Genomic DNA, 24,283 nt, shown 5'->3' with positions numbered 1-24,283 from the left:
ATTGAAAGCCTTCCCGTTTGAGTTGTTGGTTTTTTAGCGTTAGTTTGCCTGCCTGACAAGTTACTAGCGTGCACTTGTCACGACTTGGTCTATGTGTAAGTTCGCGCCAAGTTACAAAAATCAATGGAATGAGAGGTCGCCGGGGCTCGCTCTGGCGACGCTATTTATATGCCTGTTCTTTTGTGCTGGAACAGGTCAAGGAGTATTTTTAATGCAGGACGCGAATAACCATAGTGGTGGTAGTGAGGGCGAAGTCAGCGATCTTTTCAAGCTGGCCGACCTCGAACTAGCCCTGTTGCCCTACAAAAACAACGAGCAATACGACACGGTCATCCGTTACTACTCTGCTTGTATCGGCATGCCGGATTCCCACCGGCTGCTCGAGCCATTGGGGCTGTTGAAGCAGGCGCTCGCCGAGCTGTTGGGCCGCCGAAGAGTCAAGCGCAGCGAGGCTGCAACCATGTTCAGCCGGTCCGGGGCTACAAAGGATTTGCCACAACTCTATAACGAGGTCGACCACAAAGAGGCGAACCTTCAGTTCAGCCTCGAACAAATGAAGAAGCCGCCCATTGAAGTGTCCAAGACTTTGCACTTCGTCTGGCTCGGTGGCGGGCTTGGCGACATTCAACGCGATTATCTCAATGTTTGGCGGCAGGTGTTGGCCGGGCAGGGTTATACGCTGAATCTTTGGTATGACAGCGATGCACTAGTTGCCTGGCAGACCAATAAAATTATTGTCGAAGCTGCCAAGGCAGATGCTCTTCCACACGTAAGCGGCACGGTGAGTGCAAAAGAACTGGCGACGCTTTACGAGGAGCGCGCCATTGTACTGAAGCAACAAATGTATGCTCACATCAATGCGGCGGTGGCCAAGGGTGGATCGGCCGATGAAGCCCGGATGGATCTATTGGTTCGCGCCTACGGTCAGGATGCACAGCAGTTGGAGGCATTAAGGCAACGTAACAGGCAGAGCGTCGAGTCCATGGCTGAGGGTCCCCTTCAATTGCGTGATCTTGCCGCCAGCGAGGCACCCCTGCAGTTGCGGGGTATTTATGAGCAGGAGATGCGTTTGCGCGGCAATATGGCTGCGGCGTCAGATCTGGTACGCGCTGAAGTCCTGTTCGACCAAGGTGGAAGTTACAGTGATATCGATCATCTTCCCCCCTTGGTGGATACCTTGGGGGGTGTCGATATCAGTGCCCTGGGCTTTGATGCCCGCTTGGGAATCCTGCAGTTGCTGTTGAACAACAACCCGGAATGGATGCCCGGTCGTACCGAGTCGTCCAAGTATTACGCCAGCATTCCCGCTGAGCACCTGTCGGCACTGCAGGCTTTCGCGCAGGGGCGGCCAAGCCTGGGCGAGGTTTTCAAGGCTCCGGCGGATCGCCTCGTCAGGCCCTTCGCACTGCGCGCCGCGGCCATACGTCAATCATTGGCGAATGCATTCCTGATGGCTCACCCGGGCTCGAGCATCTTGAAAAGTGTCATCGAGCGTATGCGATTCAACTATGAGGTGTTGGAGGTTTCCAACCGACTGGCCGCTCAACGGGGTGTTGCATTGAGCAACGCGGTCGAGATGAGAGAGCTGGTGCGCGAAGTGATGGAGACGAAGTATGGGCCTTTGGAAGAATTGCCGTCGGAAAACGCAATGTTTGCCGCATTTCTGACCGACGCCATAGCGACCTATTTTCGCGATGGCATACATCTGGAAAGCGAAGGGACTATCTATCTCACAGGTCCCGGCGCCATGAAAGTTGGCATGGCCGACTATGCCAAAGCGCACTTGGCCCCATCGTTTGCAGAAAAACTGCTTAACGAGGCAGCCATCGCCCCCTATTCAACCGTTAACGGCGCCACTGAAGAAGAGCTGGATCATTCATGGAAGGTCAATGGAGGCGATCCAGAAAAGTGGCTCAACAATGAGTTGGCACGTTGGAAAGCGAGCAACTATCCACGTTATAGCGGCGACATCGCGCAACTGCTCCAGCATTCGAGGATCAAGTTCGAACAGGGCTGGCCGCTGATCGAAGGGCGAGCGGTGCTGTTGACGGATGTATTGGAGCGATTGGTGGAGGGGCTTGGCGAACCCTTCATCGAGGCGATGAGCCAGGGGCACGACGGTGAAATCCGCTTCGAGAAGCCGCTGCCGTTGAGTTTCGATGATCGCCAGCGTATCCGGCGCCAGGCAGTCGATAGGCTGGCTCCAGTATTCCTGAGCGATGCAAAGATGCAGAACCTGGGGATCGACGACGTGCTGGTCGATATTGCCAGCGGTAGCCGGCGCTTCATTGAGGCCAGCCCAATACAGCGGCTGTCGCTGGGCGTGTTGCTGGGCTTGGACACCCTGGATAACCTGCGTTTCAATGCTTTCACCAGTGAGTTGGAAAACTTGGCCAACAGCGTTGCCGAACAGGGTATTGCCGGCCGTTACGCGGTTATCGAGCGGCAATTGTTCAAGCGTAAGCCGGCCAGCTTCATGAATGGCCTGGTGAGCGACTCGGCGGATGCGCCACTGCCGTCCGACAGCGCGCTGGAGTTGAAGAAAACGGCCTTGAAACAGGCGCGGACGTTGTTTCAATGGGGGCGTCAAGTCGCACGGATCCAGAAAGTGGCGACCCTTGAGCATCGCCTCAAGGTCGTTGAACGCTCCGCGCAGGTGCTGGACGGATTCGGCGACAATGCCATGCAAATGGTCCCCCAGGATTTACTGCTCGATAGCGATGGCGAGGCGATTGGCGGGCGCTGCTATCCCCTGGCGTTGGTAATGGGCGCAGCGCTGGCCCAGGGTGAAGTGCCTTCCGGACACTTGCGCAGACGCTTCTACCTGGCGGTGCTCGAACCCGGTGAGGCCGATGCCCAAGCTTTTTTGCGGTCGCTCGAAGCGTTGCGGGATGTACCGATGCCTGAGGTCGGCACACGTTTGGGGCAGGCGAACCTGGATCAGGTCAGGGACCTGCTCGAGACGCGCAGCGGCCCCCGTATGGTGATGCTCAATTCTGATAACCACTCGATGTTGGTGGCCAAGACTGTCAGCGGCGAGCGTGCCACCTATCATTTCTTCGACCCCAACTTCGGTCTGTGCAACTTTGATCATGCGGATGAGATGAGAACTGTACTGGAACGATTTTTCCAGGCAGAGGGCATGGCTCACTATTACGCGGCCTATGGTCCTGCCGCTCGACCGGAATTCGATCTGATCGACTTGCATAGCGAAAAGATCGCTGCCTTGGAACTGGCTGACGGCTTTACCGTGGAACATCTGCTCAGGCCCGACCCCTTGCCGGGAGAACCGACGCTTACAATTCGCCAGCGCTTGAACAGTGCCCATGGCCGATCCTTGGCAAGTAACGCGCACTTGGGGAGCAGTTTACTGAAGCTGGATAGCCACTGGTGGGGCCAACAGATCGCCCAGGCAACGGTCGGCTTGCAGGAATTGCATGGCTCGACGACCCCGCTGGTGCCCTTGTTCGAAACACTGGAAATCACGCCGGAAGGCAAATACCGGGTGAGCCTGCTCGATCCCGCGCACCCGCAACAGCCGGTCCGCGTGCTCAGCGACGATCATCGCCTGTTGCGGATCAAGAACTGGCTGTCGGAACAGTTTTCGACCCTGGCGCGCAAACCTGTGCAGACGGGCAGCGTCCTGGACCCGACCGAGGCCGGGAGCGTTCATACCCTCAATGCTGGTTTCACCATCCAGGCATTGATGAACGCCTTGCGCAACCGGGAAGGCGATGACCGAACGCTGACCACCGCCGTTCGCCTGCACGCCTACGTCAACTATGCACAGCTGGTGCATGGCAACGTTGTGGATGTGGCGGGCCTGGTGCAGTTGGTCCGTACCGCGTTGGCCGAAGAACGGCTCATTGCTCGCACGTGCGCGCCGATTGTCGGCCAGGCGCTGGGGCATGCGGCCAACGAAGGCGTCGGCGCGGTGTTGGGGCTGGCCAATGTCGGCTTTGATATCTATCAACTGGAGACGTCCCGCAACGGCGTTGAGACGGCGCAATTCGGGACCCAGCTGGCGTTCGACTCTGCCAGCCTGGCCCTGATGGCGGGCGGCATCGGGGCAGGCTTGGCCGGTGCGTCGACTGCAGCGGCGGTACTTGGCGGCGCGGGGGTGATATTGGGTGGCTTGGCCGTCGGGGTCGCTGCACTGGCCCAGGGGTTTGCCAGCATTGCTCGCGAGGCGCAACAAGTCGGAGATTTTTTTGCCGATCTGGAGCAGGCCTATCGTGGCGATGGCTACTACCATGATCACAAGTTGGATGCGTGGGTGCCACGTTCGCCACTGCTGATCAGAAGCATCGATCTGAACGATGCAACGATGCTGCTCGACAGTCCGAAGCTCTATCCGCTGCGTGATCATTTCGGTGTGCCGGGTTTCGACTTCGACGATTCGCGAGCGATTGATATTCGCCGAGAGCTGGGGTTGCCCGGACGGATCAGATTCGCTGTGCCCGTCGGACAACCCATCGTGCTGCCCTGCACGCCCCAAACCACTTACGGCTATGAATACAAGGCGTTGCCCTTCGCTCGCTTGCGCGGCGATCGTGGGTTCGACACGGCTCGCCGGCTGGAGAAAAAGCAAGCGGACGGCTCGTGGTTGTTCCTGTTCTCGTTCTACTCGTTCCCTTCCGACTACATTCTCAATCGCCTGAACCCGGTGTACGGCGAAACGGTCATCCGGGTGAACCTGGATGCGGTGGAGCGCACGCTCGTGGTTCCTATCCTGCCGGATGCCTGGCAAGGAAAGCTGTCCTATTGGCTCAGGGGCGCTGGCGCACTCTGTACCGTGGCGCTCAATCCCGGGGTGAACATAAGGCTTGTCGCACCGAACCTGACGTATTGTCGCTGGGTATTGCAGGCAACCTGGGCCAAGGACAGTGATATCCGGATCGAGCCATCCGGTGAGTTGTACATCGGCTCTATCCATGTCGCTCGTAGCGGCCGTAACGAAGTATTGATTCGCACGGCCGACCAATTGTTCAGTGTCACCGGGGCTAAGCGCCAGTTGGATTTTGTCGAGCAGACGGCGCCCGAGGGGCTCGATGAACAGGCGTTGCTTGACCACTACCAGAGCCTGGCGCGTGAGCATCGATTGGCGTTGCCTTATACAACGATCGACCACTACCTGGTTCCATTCGAGGATCCTCGACAACCGCGCTATACCACAGCCTGGTATGACGCGGCCGAAGACCGTTTCCTTTACATCCGCGACGACATGGAAGTGCTCGGCGAGCCACGATTGTCACTGGTCGTGGATGATTCGGCCTATTTTTACGATCCCGACGGGTACCAGATCTGGCAAGCGGATTGTGCGACGGGTCTGCTCGAATGCCGTTATCTGCTCCTCATCCAAGAGGGCAAGAGCACCATTCGCAGCATTGAGGCGGATGCCCAGGGAGTGATTCATGTCTTGCAGGAACACGTTGATGACAATCAAGCCGTCCGGCAATACCGATACCTGATTCATGACGGACAATTATTATTGAGTTCCGTCACTTACGACACGGCACCGCAGCTGCAAGCGCTGCTGTTGACTGGCGATACGCTGGCCAAGTGGTCGTCCGTGCTGGGCAATTTCGCTCGACTGGGCGCCGACCCCTCGAACACTGGATCTACGGCCGTCTATTGGCAACCGGCCTCGTATGTTGCGATCTGTTGGACGATTGCGCCCGGCGTCCGAGACATGGCGTGGATACGCCGTAGCGATCGTTGCCTGATCCCGGCACCACCGGCTCAGCGCCATGCCCGAGGTTGGGACGACTCGATCAAGCATCTGGACGGTCTGATGCTCTTACCCATGGCTGGCGACAGCGATGTGTTCTTCGTTTACCAGCGAGTCAGTCCCAACCAGACGCTCTGCCGACTGCAACGCAACGTGACGGACGGTACGGCGCAATGGACGCACGAATGGGTGCAGCCAGACGGGCTCACGCAGGTCCTGGCAGTCGAAGGGGGCTACGTGGCACTCGATGAAAACGGGCTGTTTTTCAACTTGGTTGCGCAAGGCGACCTGCAGTTCGCCGGTGTGAGTGAGCGTTGGCTCAAAGACCGTGCCCAGTGGTGGCAGGCGCTCGAGCCGCTGGCCAAGCGCTATCCGGCCAAGGACTTCGCCATTGCCGGCGTGCGCAACACTGCCGGTGACAGCAATCTCTGTGCCTGGTACGTGACGCACCGATTGTTGTTATGCGATCCGGGGTTAGACAAGGAAGTGCGCTTGCTCGGCGTGATACCGGACAACCAGTCGGTCTGGCTGTTCAATCGATCTAGCGGTGAAATAATGAGCCAGCCGTTCTTCGACCCGCAGCAGCTTGACCAGGCATTTGGCGCCGGCTCGCAACTGTTGCCAGGCGCCAGCCTGCCGGCTTATCAACGGGAATGGGCGGGCTGGCGGTTCGCTGACGTCACGCTCGAAGGTTCCGGATTGCGCGGCATAAGCGTGGACGGTGTGGCGTTGGCGCTGCGTCATCAGGAGGCGGCGACCATCACCGGGGTCAATCACGCCTGGGTGACCGCGCAGGGCGAGCACTTGGTCGAAGCCCTCCAACGATTGCTGGGAGCGGCCCGGCATGACGAGTTCGTGTCGGTGGAGTCCGAGCCTGGAAGCCTGAGCTGGTATGACGTGCAAAGCGCCCGGTTGCTGCGGGTAACCGGCAAGAATCTACCCAAGGACTTCACCCTGCTGGGCACTCAAGCGCAGGTGAACGTGTTATTGCACGAGCACCCGGACGGGCGGGTGCTCATTTATCCGGACAAGCGAAGCATCGGACCGTTCGATTATATCCAGCGCAACGCCCAGGTGCTGGTGGTTGAAGGAGAGAGTGTCGGCCGCGATCTTTCGCCGATGATTCCCGACGAGGTCACCCGGTTGATTCTGCGCCTGGGCCAAGGCTCGGTGACGTGCCAGTTGACGAAGCCGGTGTGGCTGAAACTGGAGTCGGTCATTGTCGACTGTCGCCATGCCCTGGGTGAAACGCCTGCCACGCTAAGCACCTTGATCTGCGCATTCGATGAGCCTGAAAAACTCGTGTTCGAGATCGTCCAGGCGCACCTGGTCATCGTTGACCCGGACAGTGAACGCTGCTTGATTCTGCGTGATGTGTGTTCCGCCGACCCGGTATTGCGTGGCGAACTGTGCCTGGGCTTCAACGCTGCACAAGCGAGCCCGGTGTCGATGTTTGTGACGCGGTTAAGGGCGTTGGGTGCGACCGGCAGTGCAACTCTGGCGGAGTTGCTGGCGCCGGCGCCGGTCGCAGGGTAAGCCGTCTCCCGTCACGGCACCAGGTAACCTCTCACCCCGGTAAAAATGATCTGCGCCGCCAAGGCGCAGACAAACAGCCCCATCAGGCGGCTGACGATCTGCAAGCCTTGGTCGCCGAGAATCCGCTCGATGCGGCTGGACAGGTACAGCACCACGCCCACGGTAAAGCTGGCCAGGGCGATGCTGATGATGGCCATGAGTTTGTCGTCCCAGTGCGGCTGGCTCACGCCCATCACCAGCAGGGCGCCGATGGTGCCCGGGCCGACGGTCAACGGAATGGTCAGCGGGACGATGGTTACGTCCTGCTGCACATTATCGGTCTGCACGGCGGATTTGCCTTGGGCCATGCCCAGGGCCGATATAAACAGCACGCTGCCGGCGCCGATACGGAACGCATCCACGGTGATGCCGAACACGCTGAAAATCACCCGCCCGAACAAATACAGCAACACGCTGGAGACCAGCGTCGCAATCGCGACCTTCCAGGCCAGGCGGCGTTGTTCCTTGCGGGAATAGCCGCGAGTCAGGCCGATAAAGCAGGAGAGAACGAAGAAGGGGCTGTAGAGCACCAGCATCTTCAGGTAAACGCTGAACAGCACAGGGAGCATGGTTGAGGCTCGCGACGAATGAATTTGAGGTGGAGTCTATCAGGCGTCGGGGTGTCTGTCGGCTCGTGGCGGAGACGAAGTGCAACTTCAAGAATGAGCCGATTAATCTAATGATTTGGATTTCATTATCTACGGTTACAGTTGTGCGCTTGTTGTTAGGAAGTGGGTTGCGTAAGTTCGCCTCTCGGGTCCATGGAGGATCTTTTATTAAAAAGGAAAAGAGTATGAGCGTTAGATTTGATTCTGTTATGACTTTGGCTGATCGCGTTAATCGGTTGAAGTCTTACGATGTGTCGCCGGATGAGTTTGAAGTCATCGCGCCTGCTTCGCTGTTTCGAAGCAGCCAGGTGGGTGAGTATCCCGAGAAGCCGGATCGTGCCTCGATCGTTGGCGATGGTATCCTGGCTTTTGTTTCGGGAATGTCCGAACAAAACCAGGCCGACATCCAGCATTCGTATTTGTTCGCCTCGTTAGTGGCTAATAAACAATACCCCAACGATGCGCAAGGAAAGGAGTGGTATCAACTCTTCCTGCAAGTCATGCAGGATTGCGGTTGGGCGATCCTGAAGAAGTACTACGATACGGTTACCGCTTCGGGCAAAAGTTTCACGATGGATCAACTGGTGTTGAAGATTCTCGGTGCGGCGGTGGCGGCAGCCGCCGTTCCCGGCCCCACCTCAGCGCTGATGCTCCAAGTCGCCGGTGTTGCAATTAATTCGTTGCAGGAGCGTGACAGGCCGCTTCAGGTGTTTGAGCGCAACGTCCAGGAGTCCGGCGCGGGCGGTTTTGGTGTGGCAACCTGTCACGAGACGCCTCATGGCGAAGTCATCCTGGCACTGGGAGCCGTGCGTTTCATCAAGCGTACCAACCAGACCCAAGTCTTGTTTGTTAATTGGGACAGCAGCACCGTCGATTTGTATCGCGGTGAAAGTCATATGACCATGGTGCCGTCCATTATTAACCGTACCCGCGATATTATTATTGAGAAACTGGGTGATCGCGCACAACAAAAAATCCTGGCTTACGAACTCTGATCGAGTAAAGCTTCTAAGGCGACTACGTTGTAGTCGCCGACCATAAACGAGCGAGTGGTTGAAATGAATGATCATTATTCGGTTCTTGTTAATGCCGGGATTGTAGTGGTGCTGTCGCAGGATATGGCAGAACAAGAGACGCGCGATGTGCTGCAATCGTTGTTGTTTGCGCAGTTGGTGGCCAATAAAAAATACCCGGGTTATGCCTTGGCGCCAAAATGGTATGACGAGTATCGTGAAGTCTTGAAGAATGCCTGGCTGCAGAAAACAGTTACATGGAATAATTTTTCAGTTGATGGAACATGCTATTTAAATGCGGCGCACTGGCTGGGGCGATGTTTGGGCGAGTCCGTCGATCGAACGACGACTGATAACGTCACGGTTTTATTGAACCGTGTCGCGAAATTACCCGGTACCCTGCCGGCCATGGAGCAATTACGTGGACATACCTACAAGCGCAGGGACTCCGCACTGCCACACGTTAACGACGAATCTACCGGCAGGGTCAACTTGCAAGTGGTGCTGGCCCAGCCGGGTCCCCTGCTAAGCAGTGCCTACCTGAGTTACGAGACTTCGCAAACCGATCTTTCCAACCCGCTCGAACAGTGCCTGTCGGTCGCCAATGTTGTGGGTAATGTTCAGTCCAGATGCTTCCAGGCCGGCTTGTCGAATGAGCTTTACGAACCTCTTCGTGGGGCGATTGTTCAGAAGCTGGGCGATAGGCCCGCTGAACATATCTTTGATATTTCGAGCAGCGTTGAATTCGATCCATCGGGGGCCACCCCATGAATGCCGGGTATTTGCAGGATCGCGAGCAGGCGTTGTATGGCAGTGACGCCACAGGAGCGGCTGTGGTGGCAGGCAGTCTCGTTTCATTTGGCGAGGGCTTGTCCCGTCAGGATCGCGAAGACATCTGCCTGAGCAACCTTTACGCCCAGTTGGCCACACGGTCGGCTTATCGGGACGGATTGGTGGGTAGTAGTTGGTTCAGCTACTACAAGAAAAAGCTGCAATACCTGGGCTGGGATTCGGCCCGTCCTCTCGAGCCTGGACTGGCTGGCGAGGGATCAATGGCCCAGAGTGTTTCCCTTCAACTATCCCAGTCATTCGACGAACGCTTTGCGCAGCCGGCGACTGAGTCGATTGGCGCCCTGGAGCGAAATCCCAATGCCCTCGAGGCGTTCGAACGAGCCAGCCTGCAACAGGATTCGGCGTTCTTCCAAGTGATTCCTTGCCTGCCGAAATCAGCTGGGAAAATTGAGCTGGCTCTTTATCACAAGCAATTCAGCACGCGTAGAACGGTCTCAAGCTTTCTTTTCTGGCCGATTGAAGAAGTGGTACAGACCAGCCTGGAAGAAATGGCGGTTGTCACGTTCAGTACGCTGCATTATTCAACGTTCCGGGAACGGGTTCGGGCATCCGTTATCGCCGAAACAACCCGCAATATATATGCGTTGGAATTTTGAACAGGGCGTTGGGCTCGCGCGCGAGCCTGTCGTGGCCTAGGACGGATGCGCCGCGGTCTTGTCCTGCTGCTCGCGCTGGGCCACCCAATGCTCGATCAGCTCACGCAACTGCGACAGTTCCACCGGCTTGGCCATGTGCCCGTCCATCCCAGCCTGGCGGGCGCGCTCCTTGTGCTCGGCCAGGATATGCGCCGTGAGCGCCACCACCGGCGTGCGGGTGCGCTGGTTACCCATTTCCCAGGCCCGTAACTGCTGGGTCGCGGAAAACCCGTCGAGGATCGGCATTTCACAGTCCATCAGGACCAGGTCGTAGCGCTGTTCCTTCATGGCCTTGAGGGCTTCCTCACCGTTGCTGGCGGTGTCGGGTTGCAGATTGAGTTTGCCGAGCATGCCGCGGATGACTTTGGTGGAAATGCTGTTGTCTTCGGCCACCAGGATGCGGAAGTCGCTCGGCACCTTCACCGGAAGCGGAGGGCCGGCGTTTACCTGCACCTTCGTTGCCTGGCCCCGGTTGCGCTGGTTCAACTCGTCCGCCAGGGTGGTCTTGAGGGTATAGCCGGCCACTGGCTTGGCGAGGATGCGCTTGACCCCGCTGTTGCGCGCCACGATCTTGCTCGGCGCGTTGCTGATACCGGTGAGCATGATCAATAGGATGTCGTGGTTCAGGCTCGGGTCTTCCTTGATCTTGGCCGCCAGTTGCATGCCGGTCATGCCCGGCATGTTCTGGTCCAGCAGCACCACGTCGAAATAATCGCGCAGGTGCGCCTTGGTGCGCAGCAGCGCCAGGGCTTCCTTGCCCGAGGGTACCGCGCTGACGTTCAGGCCCCAGGCGCTGCACTGTTGCACCAGCACTTTGCGGCAGGTGTCGTTGTCGTCGACGATCAACACCCGTGCCCCTTGTAACGGGCCGTCGAGGTCGGACGTCGGGTGTTCGAGGCGATCCGGGTCCAGCGGCAAGGTCAGCCACAGGGTACTGCCCTGGTTGCTGCCGCTTTTTATCCCGAACTCCCCATGCATCAGGATGATCAACTGGCGGGCAATGACCAGGCCCAGGTTGCCACCCAGGCGCGTGGCCGAGAGGAAGTTCTTGCTGTGCAGCTCGGCGTGCATCAGCGTGTCGCGCTCTTCAGCATCCATCGGCGCTCCGCTGTCCTGCACGGCGATGCGCAGGCGGGGCTGATGGCTGCGCTCATCGAGGGCGACGACGATCAGCACTTCGCCCTCGTCGGTCTTCTTCAGGGCGTTTTCCAGCAGGCTCAGCAACGCCTGGCGCAGCCGCGTCGGGTCGCCGCTGATCACGCGTGGTACCTGGGGCTGGATGAAACTGATCAGCTCGACGTTCTGCTGTTCGGCCTTGGCGCGGAAGATGCTCAGGCAATCCTCGATCAGGGCATTGAGGTCGAACTGCACATCGTCCAGTTCGATCTGCCCGGATTCGAGCCGGGAAATGTCGAGGATCTCGTTGATCAGGGTCAGCAGTTCATTGCCGGCGCTATGGATCGTCTGCACGTAGTCGCGCTGCTTGACCGACAGCGGCGTGCCCAGCAGCAGCTCGGTCATGCCCAGCACGCCGTTCATCGGGGTGCGGATTTCGTGGCTGATCTTCGCCAGGAATTCGGCCTTGGCATTGATTTCGGCATTGCTCGCCGCCAGGTCGCGGCTGAGGCTGAAGCGGCTTTCATTGATCGAGCGTTGGCGCTCGCCCAGGGCGACGCTCATCAACAAGCCGCTGATGCAGATGAAGACCAGCAGGGTGATGATCAAGCCTTGGGGAGCCACTTCCGTGAGCCCTTGCAGTGCTGGAAGGATGATCAGCGTGCCCAGGTTGAAGACCACCATGGCCGCGACGAACAGCCGGGCCGGGCGATAGCCCTTTTGCCAGTGCCAGGCGCTGACGAACAGCATGCTCAGGCCGGCCAGGGCCACCAGGGCGTAGGTCATGATATTGAGCGGCAGCGTGTTGACGAACAACAGCAGCAGGCTGCACAGCATGACGAACACAATGTCCCCCAGCAGCAGCCGGTTCAACGGGTGCGGCCCCAGGGGCGCGAAGAAGCGGTAGGCGAACATCAGGCCGCAGGGCGCCGTCAGCAGCAGCGCCAGGTAGGCCCCGGGCGTCTGCACCGCCGGCCAGTCGGGCAGCCAGGGCCCCGCCAGGTTCAGCAACAGCACCAGGCTGAGCATCAGCAGCCCTTCACAGGCGGCCAGCCACAGGCAACTGCGTGAACGGGTATAGGCGTAGCGGGTGAGGTTGTGCAGGATCAGCATGGCGATGCAGCCGAACAGCAGCCCATAGATCAGCGTCTGGTTCTGATCGGCTGCCGCCGCGACGGCCGATTCCAGCGTGACGTAGGGGCGCAGTTCGTGGCGCGAGGCCAGTCGCAGGTAGACGTCCAGGGATTTATCGCTGCGCGGCAGGGGCAGCATGAAGTCGCTGCTGGGCACCGTCGGTTCGGTATGCGGCGTGGCATTGCCGCTGACCTGTTGCTCGACCAGGGCGTCGCCGTCCAGCACGTAGAGGTTCAGGCGTGACAGGTCGGGGGCGAAGATGCGCAGGATGTGTTCGTGCCTGTCCGGGGCCAGGCGGAAGCGCAGCCACAACGCACCGCCGGGCTCGGCGGCCTTGAGGCGGTCCAGGTCGATAGGGCTGAATTGATTGGTGTAGCGGGCAGAGCGGATGTCGCTCAGCGTCAGGTCGCCCTGTTCGTCGAGCAATACCGCCCAGCCACTGCCTGGCGCGGCCTGGGCCGGGAGCATGCAGAGCAGCGTCAGCAGGGTGACGGTAAAGCCTATGGCAATCCTGAGCCAGCGCACGGCGAAATCCCTTCGTAGGTTGATGCCAGATTATAACTATGCGCGGCGCCGGAACAGTCAGGCAAGGGCCGCAGACCCTTGCCTGACTGAATGGCCGGGTTATTCCAGATTTTCGCCACGCTCACGGGCAATGGCACGGTAGCCAATGTCCTTGCGGTAGAAACAACCTTCCCAGTCGATCTCGGCGGCAAGCTTGTAGGCCTGCTGCTGGGCTTCGTCCACACTGGCGCCCATGGCGGTGGCGCAAAGCACACGACCACCGGCGGTGACCACTTGGCCATCCTTCAACGCCGTGCCTGCATGGAAGACCTTGCCTTCCAGTCGGGCCGCGGCGTCCAGGCCCTGGATTGCGCTACCTTTGGCGTACTCGCCCGGGTAACCGCCAGCGGCCAGTACAACGCCGACGCTAGGGCGCGGGTCCCATTGGGCTTCGACCTTGTCCAGGGCCTGGGCCAGCGCGGCCTCGACCAGCAGGACCAGGCTCGATTGCAGGCGCAGCATCACCGGCTGGGTCTCAGGATCGCCGAAACGGCAGTTGAATTCGATGACTTTTGGGTTACCAGCCTTGTCGATCATCAGGCCAGCATAGAGGAAACCGGTGTAGACATTGCCTTCCTCGGCCATGCCGCGCACGGTTGGCCAGATTACCTGGTCCATCACGCGCTGGTGTACTTCGGCAGTAACCACTGGAGCCGGGGAGTAGGCACCCATGCCGCCGGTGTTCGGGCCGCTGTCGCCATCGCCGACACGCTTGTGGTCCTGGCTGGTGGCCATGGGCAGGACGTTCTTGCCATCGACCATGACGATGAAGCTGGCTTCCTCGCCGTCGAGGAACTCTTCGATCACCACGCGGGAACCGGCGTCACCGAAGGCATTGCCCGCGAGCATGTCGCGCACGGCGTCCTCGGCCTCGGCCAGGGTCATGGCAACGATCACGCCTTTACCGGCGGCCAGGCCGTCGGCCTTGATCACGATCGGTGCGCCTTTCTCGCGCAGGTACGCCAGGGCCGGTTCGATTTCGGTGAAGTTCTGGTAGTCGGCGGTCGGGATCTTGTGACGCGCCAGGAAATCCTTGGTGAACGCTTTCGAACCTTCCAACTGCGCGGCGCCAGCGGTCGGGCCGAAGCAGTCCAGGCCACGGGAGCGGAACAGATCGACCACGCCGGCAACCAGCGGTACTTCCGGGCCGACGATGGTCAGCGAGACGTTCTTCTCGGCGAAGTCGGCCAGTTGTTCCAGGGCCAGCACGTCGATGGCGACGTTTTCGCACTTGGCTTCGATGGCGGTGCCGGCATTGCCCGGTGCTACGAAAACCTTCTGCACACGGGGATCCTGGGCCACTTTCCAGGCCAGGGCGTGTTCGCGGCCACCGCTGCCAATGATCAAAATGTTCAAAGAAAGACTCCTTCGGAGAAGCTGCAAGCTACAAGCTGCAAGTCAGAGCGGGTATGCGCGATTCTAACTTGCAGCTTATGGCTTTGAATTAGTGAGTTTGCAAAGGCAAGCAGAGCGCCACAGGCCTGCTCTTAACTTGCCGCTTGCAGCTTGAAGCTTACCGCTGCCCTCAATGCCTGAAATGGCGCATGCCTGTAAAGACCATCGCGATGCCAGCCTCATCGGCCGCAGCAATCACTTCAGCATCACGCATCGAACCACCCGGCTGGATCACTGCGGTGATGCCGACCTTGGCCGCATTGTCGATGCCATCACGGAACGGGAAAAACGCATCGGAAGCCATGACCGCGCCCTGTACCTGCAAGCCGGCATGTTCAGCCTTGATGGCCGCGATGCGGGCCGAGTTTACGCGGCTCATCTGGCCGGCGCCGACACCGATGGTCTGGCGGTTCTTGGCGTAGACGATGGCGTTGGACTTGACGTACTTGGCGACTTTCCAGGCGAAGATCAGGTCGTTGATTTCCTGTTCGCTCGGGGCACGCTGGGTCACGACCTTGAGGTCTTCGCTGCCGATCATGCCGATGTCGCGGCTCTGGACCAACAGGCCGCCATTGACGCGCTTGTAGTCCCAGGCCGGCACACGGTCGGCCGACCATTGGCCGCAGGCCAGCAGGCGCACGTTGGCCTTGGCGGCCACGATGGCGCGGGCTTCTTCGCTGACGGAAGGGGCGATGATCACTTCGACGAACTGACGCTCGACGATGGCCTTGGCGGTCTCGGCGTCCAGCTCACGGTTGAAGGCGATGATGCCGCCGAAGGCCGACTCGGTGTCGGTGGCGTAGGCCAGTTCGTAGGCCTGGCGGATACCGCCCTCGGCGTCCGGGCTCACGGCCACGCCGCACGGGTTGGCGTGCTTGACGATCACGCAGGCCGGTTTGACGAAGCTCTTCACGCATTCCAGCGCGGCGTCGGTGTCGGCCACGTTGTTGAACGACAGTTCCTTGCCTTGCAGTTGGGTGGCGGTGGCGATGCCGACTTCGGCCGGCTTGGCTTCCACGTAGAACGCCGCGCTCTGGTGCGGGTTCTCGCCGTAGCGCATTTCCTGGGCCTTGACGAACTGGGTGTTGAAGGTGCGCGGGAATTCGCTGCGGCCTTCGGTCGACAGGGTTTCGGCGGCCTGGTTCACGGTGCCCATGTAGTTGGCGATCATGCCGTCGTAGGCGGCGGTGTGTTCGAAGGCCTTGAGCATCAGGTCGAAACGCTGGGCGTAGGTCAGGCCACCGGCCTTGAGGTTTTCCAGCACGCTGGCGTAGTCGCTGGCGTTGACTACGATGGCCACGTCCTTATGGTTCTTGGCCGCCGAGCGAACCATGGTCGGGCCGCCGATGTCGATGTTCTCGATAGCGGTCGGCAGGTCGCAGCCAGGCTTGTTGATGGTGGCCTCGAACGGGTAGAGGTTGACGGCTACCAGGTCGATCGGCTTGATGCCGTGTTCGTTCATGACGGCGTCGTCGATGCCGCGACGGCCCAGGATCCCACCGTGGATTTTCGGGTGCAGGGTCTTGACCCGACCGTCCATCATTTCCGCAAAACCGGTGTAGTCCGCGACTTCCACTGCGGCGACGCCGTTGTCCTGCAGCAGCTTGAAGGTTCCGCCGGTGGAGAGAATCTCGACGCCCAGCTGTTGCAGCTCGCGGGCGAATTCGAGGATCCCGGTCTTGTCGGAAACGCTGATCAAGGCGCGGCGGATCGGCAGGCGGGTGGTCTGGTCGGTCATTTCAATTTCCATCAAAAGCAAGGGAAGTCAGCAAAAAAGGCGACCGTTTTTTATGCGGGCGCCTTTCTGGTTTGATTGAATGCTTACAGCAGGTCGTACTGCTTGAGTTTCTTGCGCAGGGTGCCGCGGTTCAGGCCCAGCAGCTCACTGGCTTTGGTCTGGTTGCCCTTGACGTAGTTCATCACGCTTTCGAGCAGAGGCGCCTCGACTTCGGAAAGCACCAGGTTATACACATCCGTGACGGCAGCGCCCTCAAGGTGGGCGAAATAATTGTGCAGCGCCTTCTCGACACTCCCGCGAAGGGTCTGGCCTTCTTCGCTGGGCGTATTGAGGTGCTGTTTCAAATTCACGTTGTCGCTCACGGGTGTTGTTCCACTCACTAAAGTCTCGGTCATCATCGTCATGCGGCCACCCCTTCGTCCCCTGTCAGGCTCTTGTAACGCTCAGCGAAGAACGCCTGAACGTCGGCGCATTGTGCTTGCGTACCATCCAAACGATTGAAACGGGCGCGAAACTCCCTGGCGCCCGGCAGGGTTGCGAGATACCAGCCCACATGCTTGCGAGCGATGCGTACGCCCATGACTTCTCCGTAGAAGGCATGGAGCGCGGCCAGATGCTCTAGCAGAATACGTTCCACCTCGGACAACTGCGGCGCAGCGAGCTTTTCGCCAGTGCGCAGGTAGTGTTCGATCTCACGAAAAATCCATGGCCGCCCTTGGGCGGCCCGGCCGATCAACAGGCCATCGGCACCGGTCGCGTCCAGCACGTACCGGGCCTTCTCGGGCGAATCGATGTCGCCGTTGGCAAACACCGGAATCGACACCGCCTGCTTGATCGCGGCGATGGTGTCGTACTCGGCCTCGCCGGTGTACAGGTCGGCACGGGTGCGGCCATGCACCGCCAGCGCCGTGATACCCGCCTGTTCGGCGATCTTCGCCACCACCAGGCCATTCTTGTTTTCCCGGTCCCACCCGGTACGAATCTTCAGGGTCACCGGTACATCGACCGCGGCGACGACCGCCTGCAGGATCTCGGTGACCAGCGCTTCATCTTTCAACAGCGCCGAGCCAGCGGCCTTGTTGCAGACCTTTTTCGCTGGGCAGCCCATGTTGATGTCGATGATCTGCGCTCCCAGCTCGACGTTCGCCCGGGCCGCCTCCGCCAGCATCTGTGCGTCGCCACCGGCGATCTGTACCGAGCGGGGCTCGGGATCGCCTTCGTGGATCATGCGCAGACGCGATTTGCGGGTGTTCCACAAACTCATGTCGCTGGTGACCATTTCCGAAACCACCAAGCCTGCGCCCAATCGTTTGCACAACTGACGAAAGGGCTGGTCGGTGACGCCCGCCATGGGGGCGAGAACCAGGCCGTTCTGCAATGTATATGGGCCGATGCGTACCGCCGACATAGGACTTCCCTGAAGTGGGGCCGGATCATGAGACTTCGAAAAAGGGTTGGCATGATACCCGCTCTCGATGACTGGATAAAGATCGAATTGGATAAAATCTGAACAGCTATTTTGTTATCGCCAGCGGTTTGGTCTGGGTGGGGTCAGTCAGAAAGCTGCCGTCAATTGGCCGACCCTGGCCGGTTTCATTCGGGGGAATGGAAGCTCAGACTGTAGTTCACCGCCTTGGGGCCCGGATCCAGAATATCCAGTGCGATGTGGATGGGCGTCTGCGGCGGCATTTCGCCGCGGCCCTCGAGGTCGCCGCCCAGGTACTCCCCGGGCTTGAAGCGACGGCTGGCGATCAGGTGCCCGTTGAGGTCGGCAAAGCGCAGTTCCAGCAACGGAAAAGGTTGGGAGAAGGGCGCACGGTTGTAGATGATCGCGTCTACGATCAGGGCGCCGCTGAACTCCGGATGGCTGCGCACCACCAGGTTGCTGCTCTTGATCTTGGCGATGTCGACCTTGGACGGTACGTCGCAGCCGATGGTCGGGCAGAGTTGCAGGAACCACGGTCGGTACTGGTCCTGGCGGGCCAGCTCTTCGAAATGGTAGGCGATGTACTGGCCACCCAGGGCTGCGGCGGCGAGCAGGATCAGCAGTATCCACAACAAGCGCCGGCCCCAGGGCGAGCGACGTTTGCGCCAGTCCAGTTGCAGTGGGTCGTCGTCCAGGTCGTGGAGGGCTTCGGCACGTATGCCCGGCTCCTGGCGTTCTCGTGACTTGCGCAGTGGCAGCGGTGGCTCGGGCTCGTCGTCGTGGTCGTCGGTAGCGGACAGGCGCTCAAGGCGTTCTTCGGGCTCGTCGTCCGGTGCGAGGTGGAGCGGGGCGACCGGTTCGTCGTCCGGTTCCAGTGGTTCGAGGGCCAGCGACAACGACGGTTCGGTACGCGGTGGCCGCACCGGTTCGTGGGGTTCGAACGGTTCGAAGGGCGTATCGAGGACGGTTTCGACGCGTTCGTCCGAGGTTTCGCTGTACAGGCTGTCGGGCCAGGCTTGTTGTTCGCTGGAGAGCGAGTCGCGTTGCGCGCTCAGGTTGTCTTCCCGGCGCCGGCCGGCACTGCCTGGGGCGCGATTGTCACGTCGCTCCAGGCGCGCCAGTTCCTTATCCAGGTCGTCCAGGTCCAGCTCGGCGGCGCTCCATTGTTTCTGGCTGATCGCCCGAGGTGGGGCTTCGGCGGCCGGCTTGGCGGGCGGTGCGACGGTGGGCGCCACTGGCTTGGCCGTGCGTTGTTCCAGCAACTGTCGTGCGGCATTGAATACTTGCAGGCACGAGCCGCAACGAACCACCCCGCGGGCCACGCTCAATTGAGCATGGCTGACGCGAAAACGGGTGTGGCAATGCGGGCACTGGGTGACGAAGCTGTCAGTCATGCGGCAATCCGGTGGATACAGGCGCTCATTCTAGCGCCGACGTCCGGTGATGCGCACCCAGCCATCGCGATTGGCGATCGGGTCGAGGTCAAAGTCCGCGGCATAAGCGGCGGCGACTTCTTCACCTTGTTCGGCGAGGATGCCCGACAGCGCCAGGCGTCCGCCCGGCTTGACCAGGCTCGACAGTTGCGGCGCCAGGGACACCAGTGGGCCGGCGAGGATATTGGCCACCAGCACGTCGGCCTGGACCTGTGGCAAGTCCTGCGGCAAGTACAACGGGAACAAGGCTTCGGCGATGTTATTGCGTCCGGCGTTGTCGCGGGAGGCTTCCAGGGCCTGGACGTCGATGTCGGTGCCGACCGCTTCCCGGGCGCCCAGCAGCAGCGCGGCAATCGCCAGGATCCCCGAGCCGCAGCCGAAGTCGAGCACGTTGCAACCCTTCAGGTCCTGGCCGTCGAGCCATTCCAGGCACAGCGCGGTGGTCGGGTGGGTGCCGGTGCCGAACGCCAGGCCCGGGTCCAGCAGCAGATTGACTGCGTCCGGCTCTGGCGCGGCGTGCCAGCTCGGGACGATCCACAGGCGCTGGCCGAAACGCATCGGCTGGAAGTTGTCCATCCAACTGCGTTCCCAGTCCTGGTCTTCGATCACTTCGCTGTGATGCTCGGGCAGCGGGCTGCCGGTCAGCAGCTCGAGATGGGCCAGTACGCTGGCCGCCTCGGTGCCGCCTTCGAACAAGGCCAGCAGATGGGTATGGGACCACAGCGGGGTGGTGTTGAGCTCCGGCTCGAAGATCGGCTGGTCTTCGGCGTCCATGAAGGTTACCGATACTGCGCCTACTTCAAGAAACGCGTCTTCGTAGGTTTCGGCTTGTTCCGGGCTGATGGCCAGGCGTACTTGCAGCCAAGGCATGGCGGGCACCTTTGAAAAAATAGAGTGTGCAGCCGATGGCTGCGAGAAGCGCGCCAGTTTACGCGAGCGCATGGGTTTTGTGGGAGTGGTGTGACCTTATGTCTACCGCTCGCTTCTTGAATGACGCTGTACTTGTGGGAGCGGGCTTGCTCGCGAAAGCGCTGAGTCAGTCAGCATCAATGTCACTGACAGATTGCATTCGCGAGCAAGCGCGCTCCCACAGGGGGATTTGTGCGGCATCCAGGTACAACAAAGCCGCCCGAAGGCGGCTTTGTCTGGTGCGAGCTGAAGCTTAGTGCTTTTCGCCTGCCAGCTTGTGCTCGAGGTAGTGAATGTTCACGCCCCCTTTGCAGAAGCCTTCGTCACGAACCAGATCACGGTGCAGCGGGATGTTGGTCTTGATCCCGTCTACCACGATCTCGTCCAGCGCATTGCGCATGCGCGCCATGGCCTCGTCACGGGTCGCCCCGTAGGTGATCAGCTTGCCGATCAGCGAATCGTAGTTCGGCGGAACGGCATAACCGCTGTACAGGTGCGAGTCGACGCGAACGCCATTGCCGCCCGGGGCATGGAAATGCTTGACCGTGCCAGGGCTTGGCATGAAGGTTTTCGGGTCTTCGGCGTTGATCCGGCATTCCAGCGCGTGACCGCGGATGACCACGTCATCCTGGGTGAACGACAGCTTGTTGCCGGCGGCGATGCTGAGCATCTCCTTGACGATGTCGATACCCGTGACCATTTCCGAAACCGGGTGCTCCACCTGAACACGGGTGTTCATTTCGATGAAGTAGAAACGACCGTTCTCGTACAGGAATTCGAAGGTGCCGGCGCCGCGATAGCCGATGTCGATACAGGCCTTGACGCAACGTGCCAGGACTTCCTGGCGAGCCTGCTCGTCGATGCCCGGTGCCGGCGCTTCTTCGAGGACCTTCTGGTGACGGCGTTGCAGCGAGCAATCGCGGTCGCCCAGGTGGATGGCTTGGCCCTGGCCGTCGGACAGCACCTGGACTTCAACGTGACGTGGGTTGGTCAGGAATTTTTCCAGGTAGACCATCGGGTTGCCGAACGCCGCGCCAGCTTCGGAGCGGGTCAGTTTCGCCGAGGAAATCAGGTCTTCTTCCTTGTGTACCACGCGCATGCCGCGGCCACCGCCGCCGCCAGCGGCCTTGATGATCACCGGATAACCCACTTCGCGACCGATGCGCAAAGCGGTTTCTTCGTCTTCAGGCAGCGGGCCGTCGGAACCCGGGACGGTTGGCACGCCGGCAGCGATCATGGCGTGCTTGGCCGACACCTTGTCGCCCATCAGGCGGATGGTCTCGGCTTTCGGACCGATGAAGGCAAAACCGGAGTTTTCCACCTGTTCGGCGAAGTCGGCGTTTTCCGCCAGGAAACCGTAGCCCGGGTGAATGGCGGTGGCGCCGGTCACTTCGGCAGCAGCGATGATCGCCGGGATGTGCAGGTAGGAGTGCGCAGCCGACGCCGGACCGATGCAGACGGATTCGTCCGCCAGGCCCAGGTGCATCAGTTCTTTGTCGGCCTTGGAGTAAACGGCGACGGTCTTGATGCCCATCTCTTTGCAGGCACGCAGAATCCGCAGGGCGATCTCACCGCGGTTAGCGATCAGAACTTTTTCCAACTTCGCAGTCATCAAAGGCTCCCCGCGGTTCAAACGATGGTGAACAGCGGTTGGTCGTACTCAACCGGCTGGCCGTCTTCGACGAGGATGGATTCGATCACACCGCTGGTTTCAGCTTCGATGTGGTTCATCATCTTCATGGCTTCAACGATGCACAGGGTGTCGCCTTTCTTCACGGTCTGGCCGACTTCAACGAAGGACGGCGAGGATGGCGAAGACTTGCGATAGAACGTGCCCACCATTGGCGAACGGGCAACGGTGCCGTTCAGCGTTGGTGCCGCTGGTGCGGCTGGGGCTGCGGCGGCAACTGGCGCTGCTGCCGGAGCCGGTGCGGCAGCCGGGGCTTGCATCGGGGCCGGTGCATAGAACTGCTGGGCCGGGGTCTTGCTGTGGCGGCTGATGCGTACGGACTCTTCGCCTTCCTTGATCTCAAGCTCGTCGATGCCGGACTCTTCCAGCAATTCGATCAATTTCTTAACTTTACGGATATCCATGAATCATCAACTCCCAAGGGTCGGTCAGGGGCGTTTAACGCTTGTTGTTCAAGCTGGTGCCTGTTTATCAAGCTGTTCTAGGGCGGCCTCCAGGGCCAGTCGGTAACCGCTGGCGCCAAGGCCGCAGATCACTCCCACTGCTACATCGGAGAAGTAGGAGTGATGGCGGAAAGGTTCGCGTTTGTGCACGTTGGACAAATGCACTTCGATGAATGGGATGCTCACCGCCAGCAGCGCGTCACGTAATGCGACACTTGTGTGTGTAAAAGCTGCTGGATTGATCAAAATGAAGTCCACGCCTTCACCACGCGCGGCATGGATGCGGTCGATCAATTCATATTCGGCGTTGCTTTGCAGATAGAGCAAATGATGGCCGGCGTTGCGGGCCCGCTGTTCCAGGTCCTGGTTGATCTGGGCCAGTGTCACGGCACCGTAGACGCCCGGTTCACGGGTGCCCAGCAGGTTCAGGTTGGGTCCGTGCAGGACCAATAGGGTCGCCATCTGCTGTTCCTTGTTATCTGTGAGCAGGTATCAGAACCTGGCGACTATGCCGCAAAGCCTTTGTGACTGTCCAGTTCTCGGCAATAGCCAGCACGATGACCGATGTTTGCGCGAAATTTGTGACCCAGGCCCGTGATCCGGTCATACGGTTGTAGCTGAACCCCTGTGGGAGCGAGCTTGCTCGCGATGACGGCGGCATATCCAACATCGATTCAAGCTGACCCACCGCTTTCGCGAGCAAGCCCGCTCCCACAGGGGATTTGGGATGAACACAGGATTTGTGAACAATCCCGATCAAAACTGTGGGAGCGGGCTCGCTCGCGAAGGCGGCGGTACATTCAACCTCGATGCAAGCTGACCCATCGCTTTCGCGAGCAGGCTCGCTCCTTCATTTAATCTGTCGGACTTGAACGCAAATAGATCTTCACGGGTGTGTAGTCGACACCATCGGCATGTCGATAGAGGGTGTTGCTGTGGTAGGCATAGACTTCCTTATCAACTGACACCGTAATCGTCGATTCCTGGATGTCGACAGCTATTGAGTCATCCCGAGTGACAAGGAATGGCGTCGCGTTTTTCAGTTCGGAAAGGATGTCGCTGTCAACTGCCAAGGTTCGATAGACGTAGTAGCGATAACTGAACGGGACCGTTGCTCCACCACGATCATCCTTTACGCCATAGATAAATGCATCGTGGGACAAAGGTTTTCGCAAGACGACCTCTGTCAGTTGGGGCATATTTCGAGGGAAGAAACACAGCCAACTGATGTAAAACAGCGCGAGGGCAAGCAGTGCGCAAAAGACAACGAGATAGGTGGGCTTTTTAGTAGTTTCTGAATTTGGCATATTTTATCCCCTCCTTGATCCATCGTTGATCTACCGGATCGTCGCCGAAAGGGGCTTGCCCCACCATGTGCCGAACTCTGCCACGGTTGATCCTGCTCGACTCTGGGCCAGGCCTGCTGCCCGTAAAAGAACGTCTTCGCTGAAGCCTGCTGCGGTTCCGGTGGCACCGTAGTTGAAATTTCCAAAGGCTTCATATTCGGCGGATAGTTGCTTGTAGTCCCAAGGCCCGCGATTTCTGACTTGGGTGTAAAACCACGAGTAGATAAAAGCCGATCCAGCTTTCAGAACATTTTTCTTATGAAATGCCACGGCCATATTTTCTTCGACAGAAACGCCGGGTGGCGACGCAGGTACCCTCATTGCATGTTCCTTTTGCAATTTCTTGAGGGGGCGGGAGCCTAGCATGAAGATAACTGTTACAAAATTCCGTAACCTGCTCCATGCGACAAACCCCATCGGGGCTGCGCAGTAGCGCCAAGGTCATTCAGCGCGGCGCATCGGAAAAAAATACCAGCCTGCTCGCGATGACGGCGGTGCATTCAGCGTCGATGCAAGCTGACCCGGCGCTATCGCGAGCAGGCTCGCTCCCACAAGGTTCGGTGGTGTACTCCGATGTTGCGTACAGCTCAGATCCACTGTGGGAGCGAGCCTGCTCGCGATAGCGGCGTATCAGCCACTACAGATGCTGGATGGGCCGACGCTTTCGCGAGCAAG

Annotated in this window: 17 protein-coding genes; 4 read left to right on the top strand and 13 right to left on the bottom strand. The window is 59.7% G+C overall.

From position 1 onward, the window contains the following. Positions 1-211 precede the first annotated feature (211 nt). Complete coding sequence (locus tag J3361_RS14235) at positions 212-7,267, top strand: TcdA/TcdB pore-forming domain-containing protein (protein ID WP_207965126.1); 7,056 nt, start codon at positions 212-214, stop codon at positions 7,265-7,267. A gap of 11 nt (positions 7,268-7,278) precedes the next feature. On the opposite strand, the gene J3361_RS14230 is transcribed toward J3361_RS14235, so the two are convergent. Then, positions 7,279-7,875 (bottom strand): MarC family protein, encoded by a 597-nt coding sequence (locus J3361_RS14230; RefSeq protein ID WP_207965125.1) that lies wholly within the window; start codon positions 7,873-7,875, stop codon positions 7,279-7,281. A 224-nt stretch (positions 7,876-8,099) separates the two neighbouring features. Between J3361_RS14230 and J3361_RS14225 the strand changes: the two genes are divergently transcribed. From J3361_RS14225 to J3361_RS14215, 3 genes are all read left to right on the top strand, one after another. Next, the gene (locus J3361_RS14225; RefSeq protein WP_243458876.1) at positions 8,100-8,909 is read left to right on the top strand and encodes a hypothetical protein; all 810 of its coding nucleotides are present in this window, start codon (positions 8,100-8,102) and stop codon (positions 8,907-8,909) included. A gap of 63 nt (positions 8,910-8,972) precedes the next feature. Continuing rightward, positions 8,973-9,698: a hypothetical protein gene (locus tag J3361_RS14220; protein WP_207965124.1), complete on the top strand. Its 726-nt coding sequence runs from the start codon at positions 8,973-8,975 to the stop codon at positions 9,696-9,698. Then, a complete protein-coding gene (locus tag J3361_RS14215) occupies positions 9,695-10,375 on the top strand; it encodes a hypothetical protein (protein WP_207965123.1) in 681 nt (226 codons plus the stop codon). Before J3361_RS14220 ends, J3361_RS14215 begins: the two co-directional genes overlap by 4 nt. Positions 10,376-10,411: 36 nt before the next feature. Here the strand turns inward: J3361_RS14215 and J3361_RS14210 are convergent, their stop codons facing one another. The 12 genes from J3361_RS14210 to J3361_RS14155 all read right to left on the bottom strand — a co-directional run bounded on the left by J3361_RS14210 (position 10,412) and on the right by J3361_RS14155 (position 23,929). Continuing rightward, on the bottom strand, positions 10,412-13,189 hold the full coding sequence (locus J3361_RS14210) for a hybrid sensor histidine kinase/response regulator (RefSeq protein ID WP_207965122.1): 2,778 nt from the start codon (positions 13,187-13,189) through the stop codon (positions 10,412-10,414). Between the two features lie 99 nt (positions 13,190-13,288). After that, positions 13,289-14,584, bottom strand: coding sequence for a phosphoribosylamine--glycine ligase (gene purD, locus J3361_RS14205; RefSeq protein WP_207965121.1), 1,296 nt, complete (start codon positions 14,582-14,584; stop codon positions 13,289-13,291). Positions 14,585-14,753: 169 nt separating this feature from the next. Further along, positions 14,754-16,361 carry a bifunctional phosphoribosylaminoimidazolecarboxamide formyltransferase/IMP cyclohydrolase gene (purH, locus tag J3361_RS14200; protein WP_207965120.1) on the bottom strand — a complete coding sequence of 536 codons (1,608 nt, stop codon included), beginning with the start codon at positions 16,359-16,361 and terminating at the stop codon, positions 14,754-14,756. 83 nt (positions 16,362-16,444) lie between these two features. Then, positions 16,445-16,765 carry a DNA-binding transcriptional regulator Fis gene (gene fis / locus J3361_RS14195; protein ID WP_003186237.1) on the bottom strand — a complete coding sequence of 107 codons (321 nt, stop codon included), beginning with the start codon at positions 16,763-16,765 and terminating at the stop codon, positions 16,445-16,447. Further along, the gene (gene dusB, locus J3361_RS14190; protein WP_053181619.1) at positions 16,762-17,769 is read right to left on the bottom strand and encodes a tRNA dihydrouridine synthase DusB; all 1,008 of its coding nucleotides are present in this window, start codon (positions 17,767-17,769) and stop codon (positions 16,762-16,764) included. The genes fis and dusB overlap by 4 nt, the downstream gene beginning before the upstream one ends. Positions 17,770-17,954: 185 nt before the next feature. After that, complete coding sequence (locus J3361_RS14185) at positions 17,955-19,181, bottom strand: DUF3426 domain-containing protein (RefSeq protein ID WP_207965119.1); 1,227 nt, start codon at positions 19,179-19,181, stop codon at positions 17,955-17,957. A 30-nt stretch (positions 19,182-19,211) separates the two neighbouring features. Continuing rightward, positions 19,212-20,090 (bottom strand): 50S ribosomal protein L11 methyltransferase, encoded by an 879-nt coding sequence (gene prmA / locus J3361_RS14180; RefSeq protein WP_013692161.1) that lies wholly within the window; start codon positions 20,088-20,090, stop codon positions 19,212-19,214. A 292-nt stretch (positions 20,091-20,382) separates the two neighbouring features. Then, positions 20,383-21,741, bottom strand: a complete 1,359-nt coding sequence (accC, locus tag J3361_RS14175; RefSeq protein WP_207965118.1) for an acetyl-CoA carboxylase biotin carboxylase subunit — start codon at positions 21,739-21,741, stop codon at positions 20,383-20,385. 17 nt (positions 21,742-21,758) lie between these two features. Next, positions 21,759-22,223, bottom strand: coding sequence for an acetyl-CoA carboxylase biotin carboxyl carrier protein (gene accB, locus J3361_RS14170; RefSeq protein ID WP_053118072.1), 465 nt, complete (start codon positions 22,221-22,223; stop codon positions 21,759-21,761). A gap of 48 nt (positions 22,224-22,271) precedes the next feature. After that, on the bottom strand, positions 22,272-22,724 hold the full coding sequence (aroQ, locus tag J3361_RS14165; RefSeq protein ID WP_092331086.1) for a type II 3-dehydroquinate dehydratase: 453 nt from the start codon (positions 22,722-22,724) through the stop codon (positions 22,272-22,274). A 392-nt stretch (positions 22,725-23,116) separates the two neighbouring features. Further along, positions 23,117-23,569, bottom strand: coding sequence for a hypothetical protein (locus tag J3361_RS14160; protein ID WP_207965117.1), 453 nt, complete (start codon positions 23,567-23,569; stop codon positions 23,117-23,119). A gap of 30 nt (positions 23,570-23,599) precedes the next feature. Next, positions 23,600-23,929, bottom strand: coding sequence for a polymorphic toxin type 44 domain-containing protein (locus tag J3361_RS14155; protein WP_243458875.1), 330 nt, complete (start codon positions 23,927-23,929; stop codon positions 23,600-23,602). Between the last annotated feature and the right edge of the window lie 354 nt (positions 23,930-24,283).

The sequence above is a fragment of the Pseudomonas sp. OA65 genome, from assembly GCF_017498305.1.
GTDB classification, from domain to species: Bacteria; Pseudomonadota; Gammaproteobacteria; order Pseudomonadales; family Pseudomonadaceae; genus Aquipseudomonas; species Aquipseudomonas zanjanensis.
Note: the sequence above shows the minus strand (reverse complement) of the source record. Positions and strands in the feature narration are given on the sequence as shown.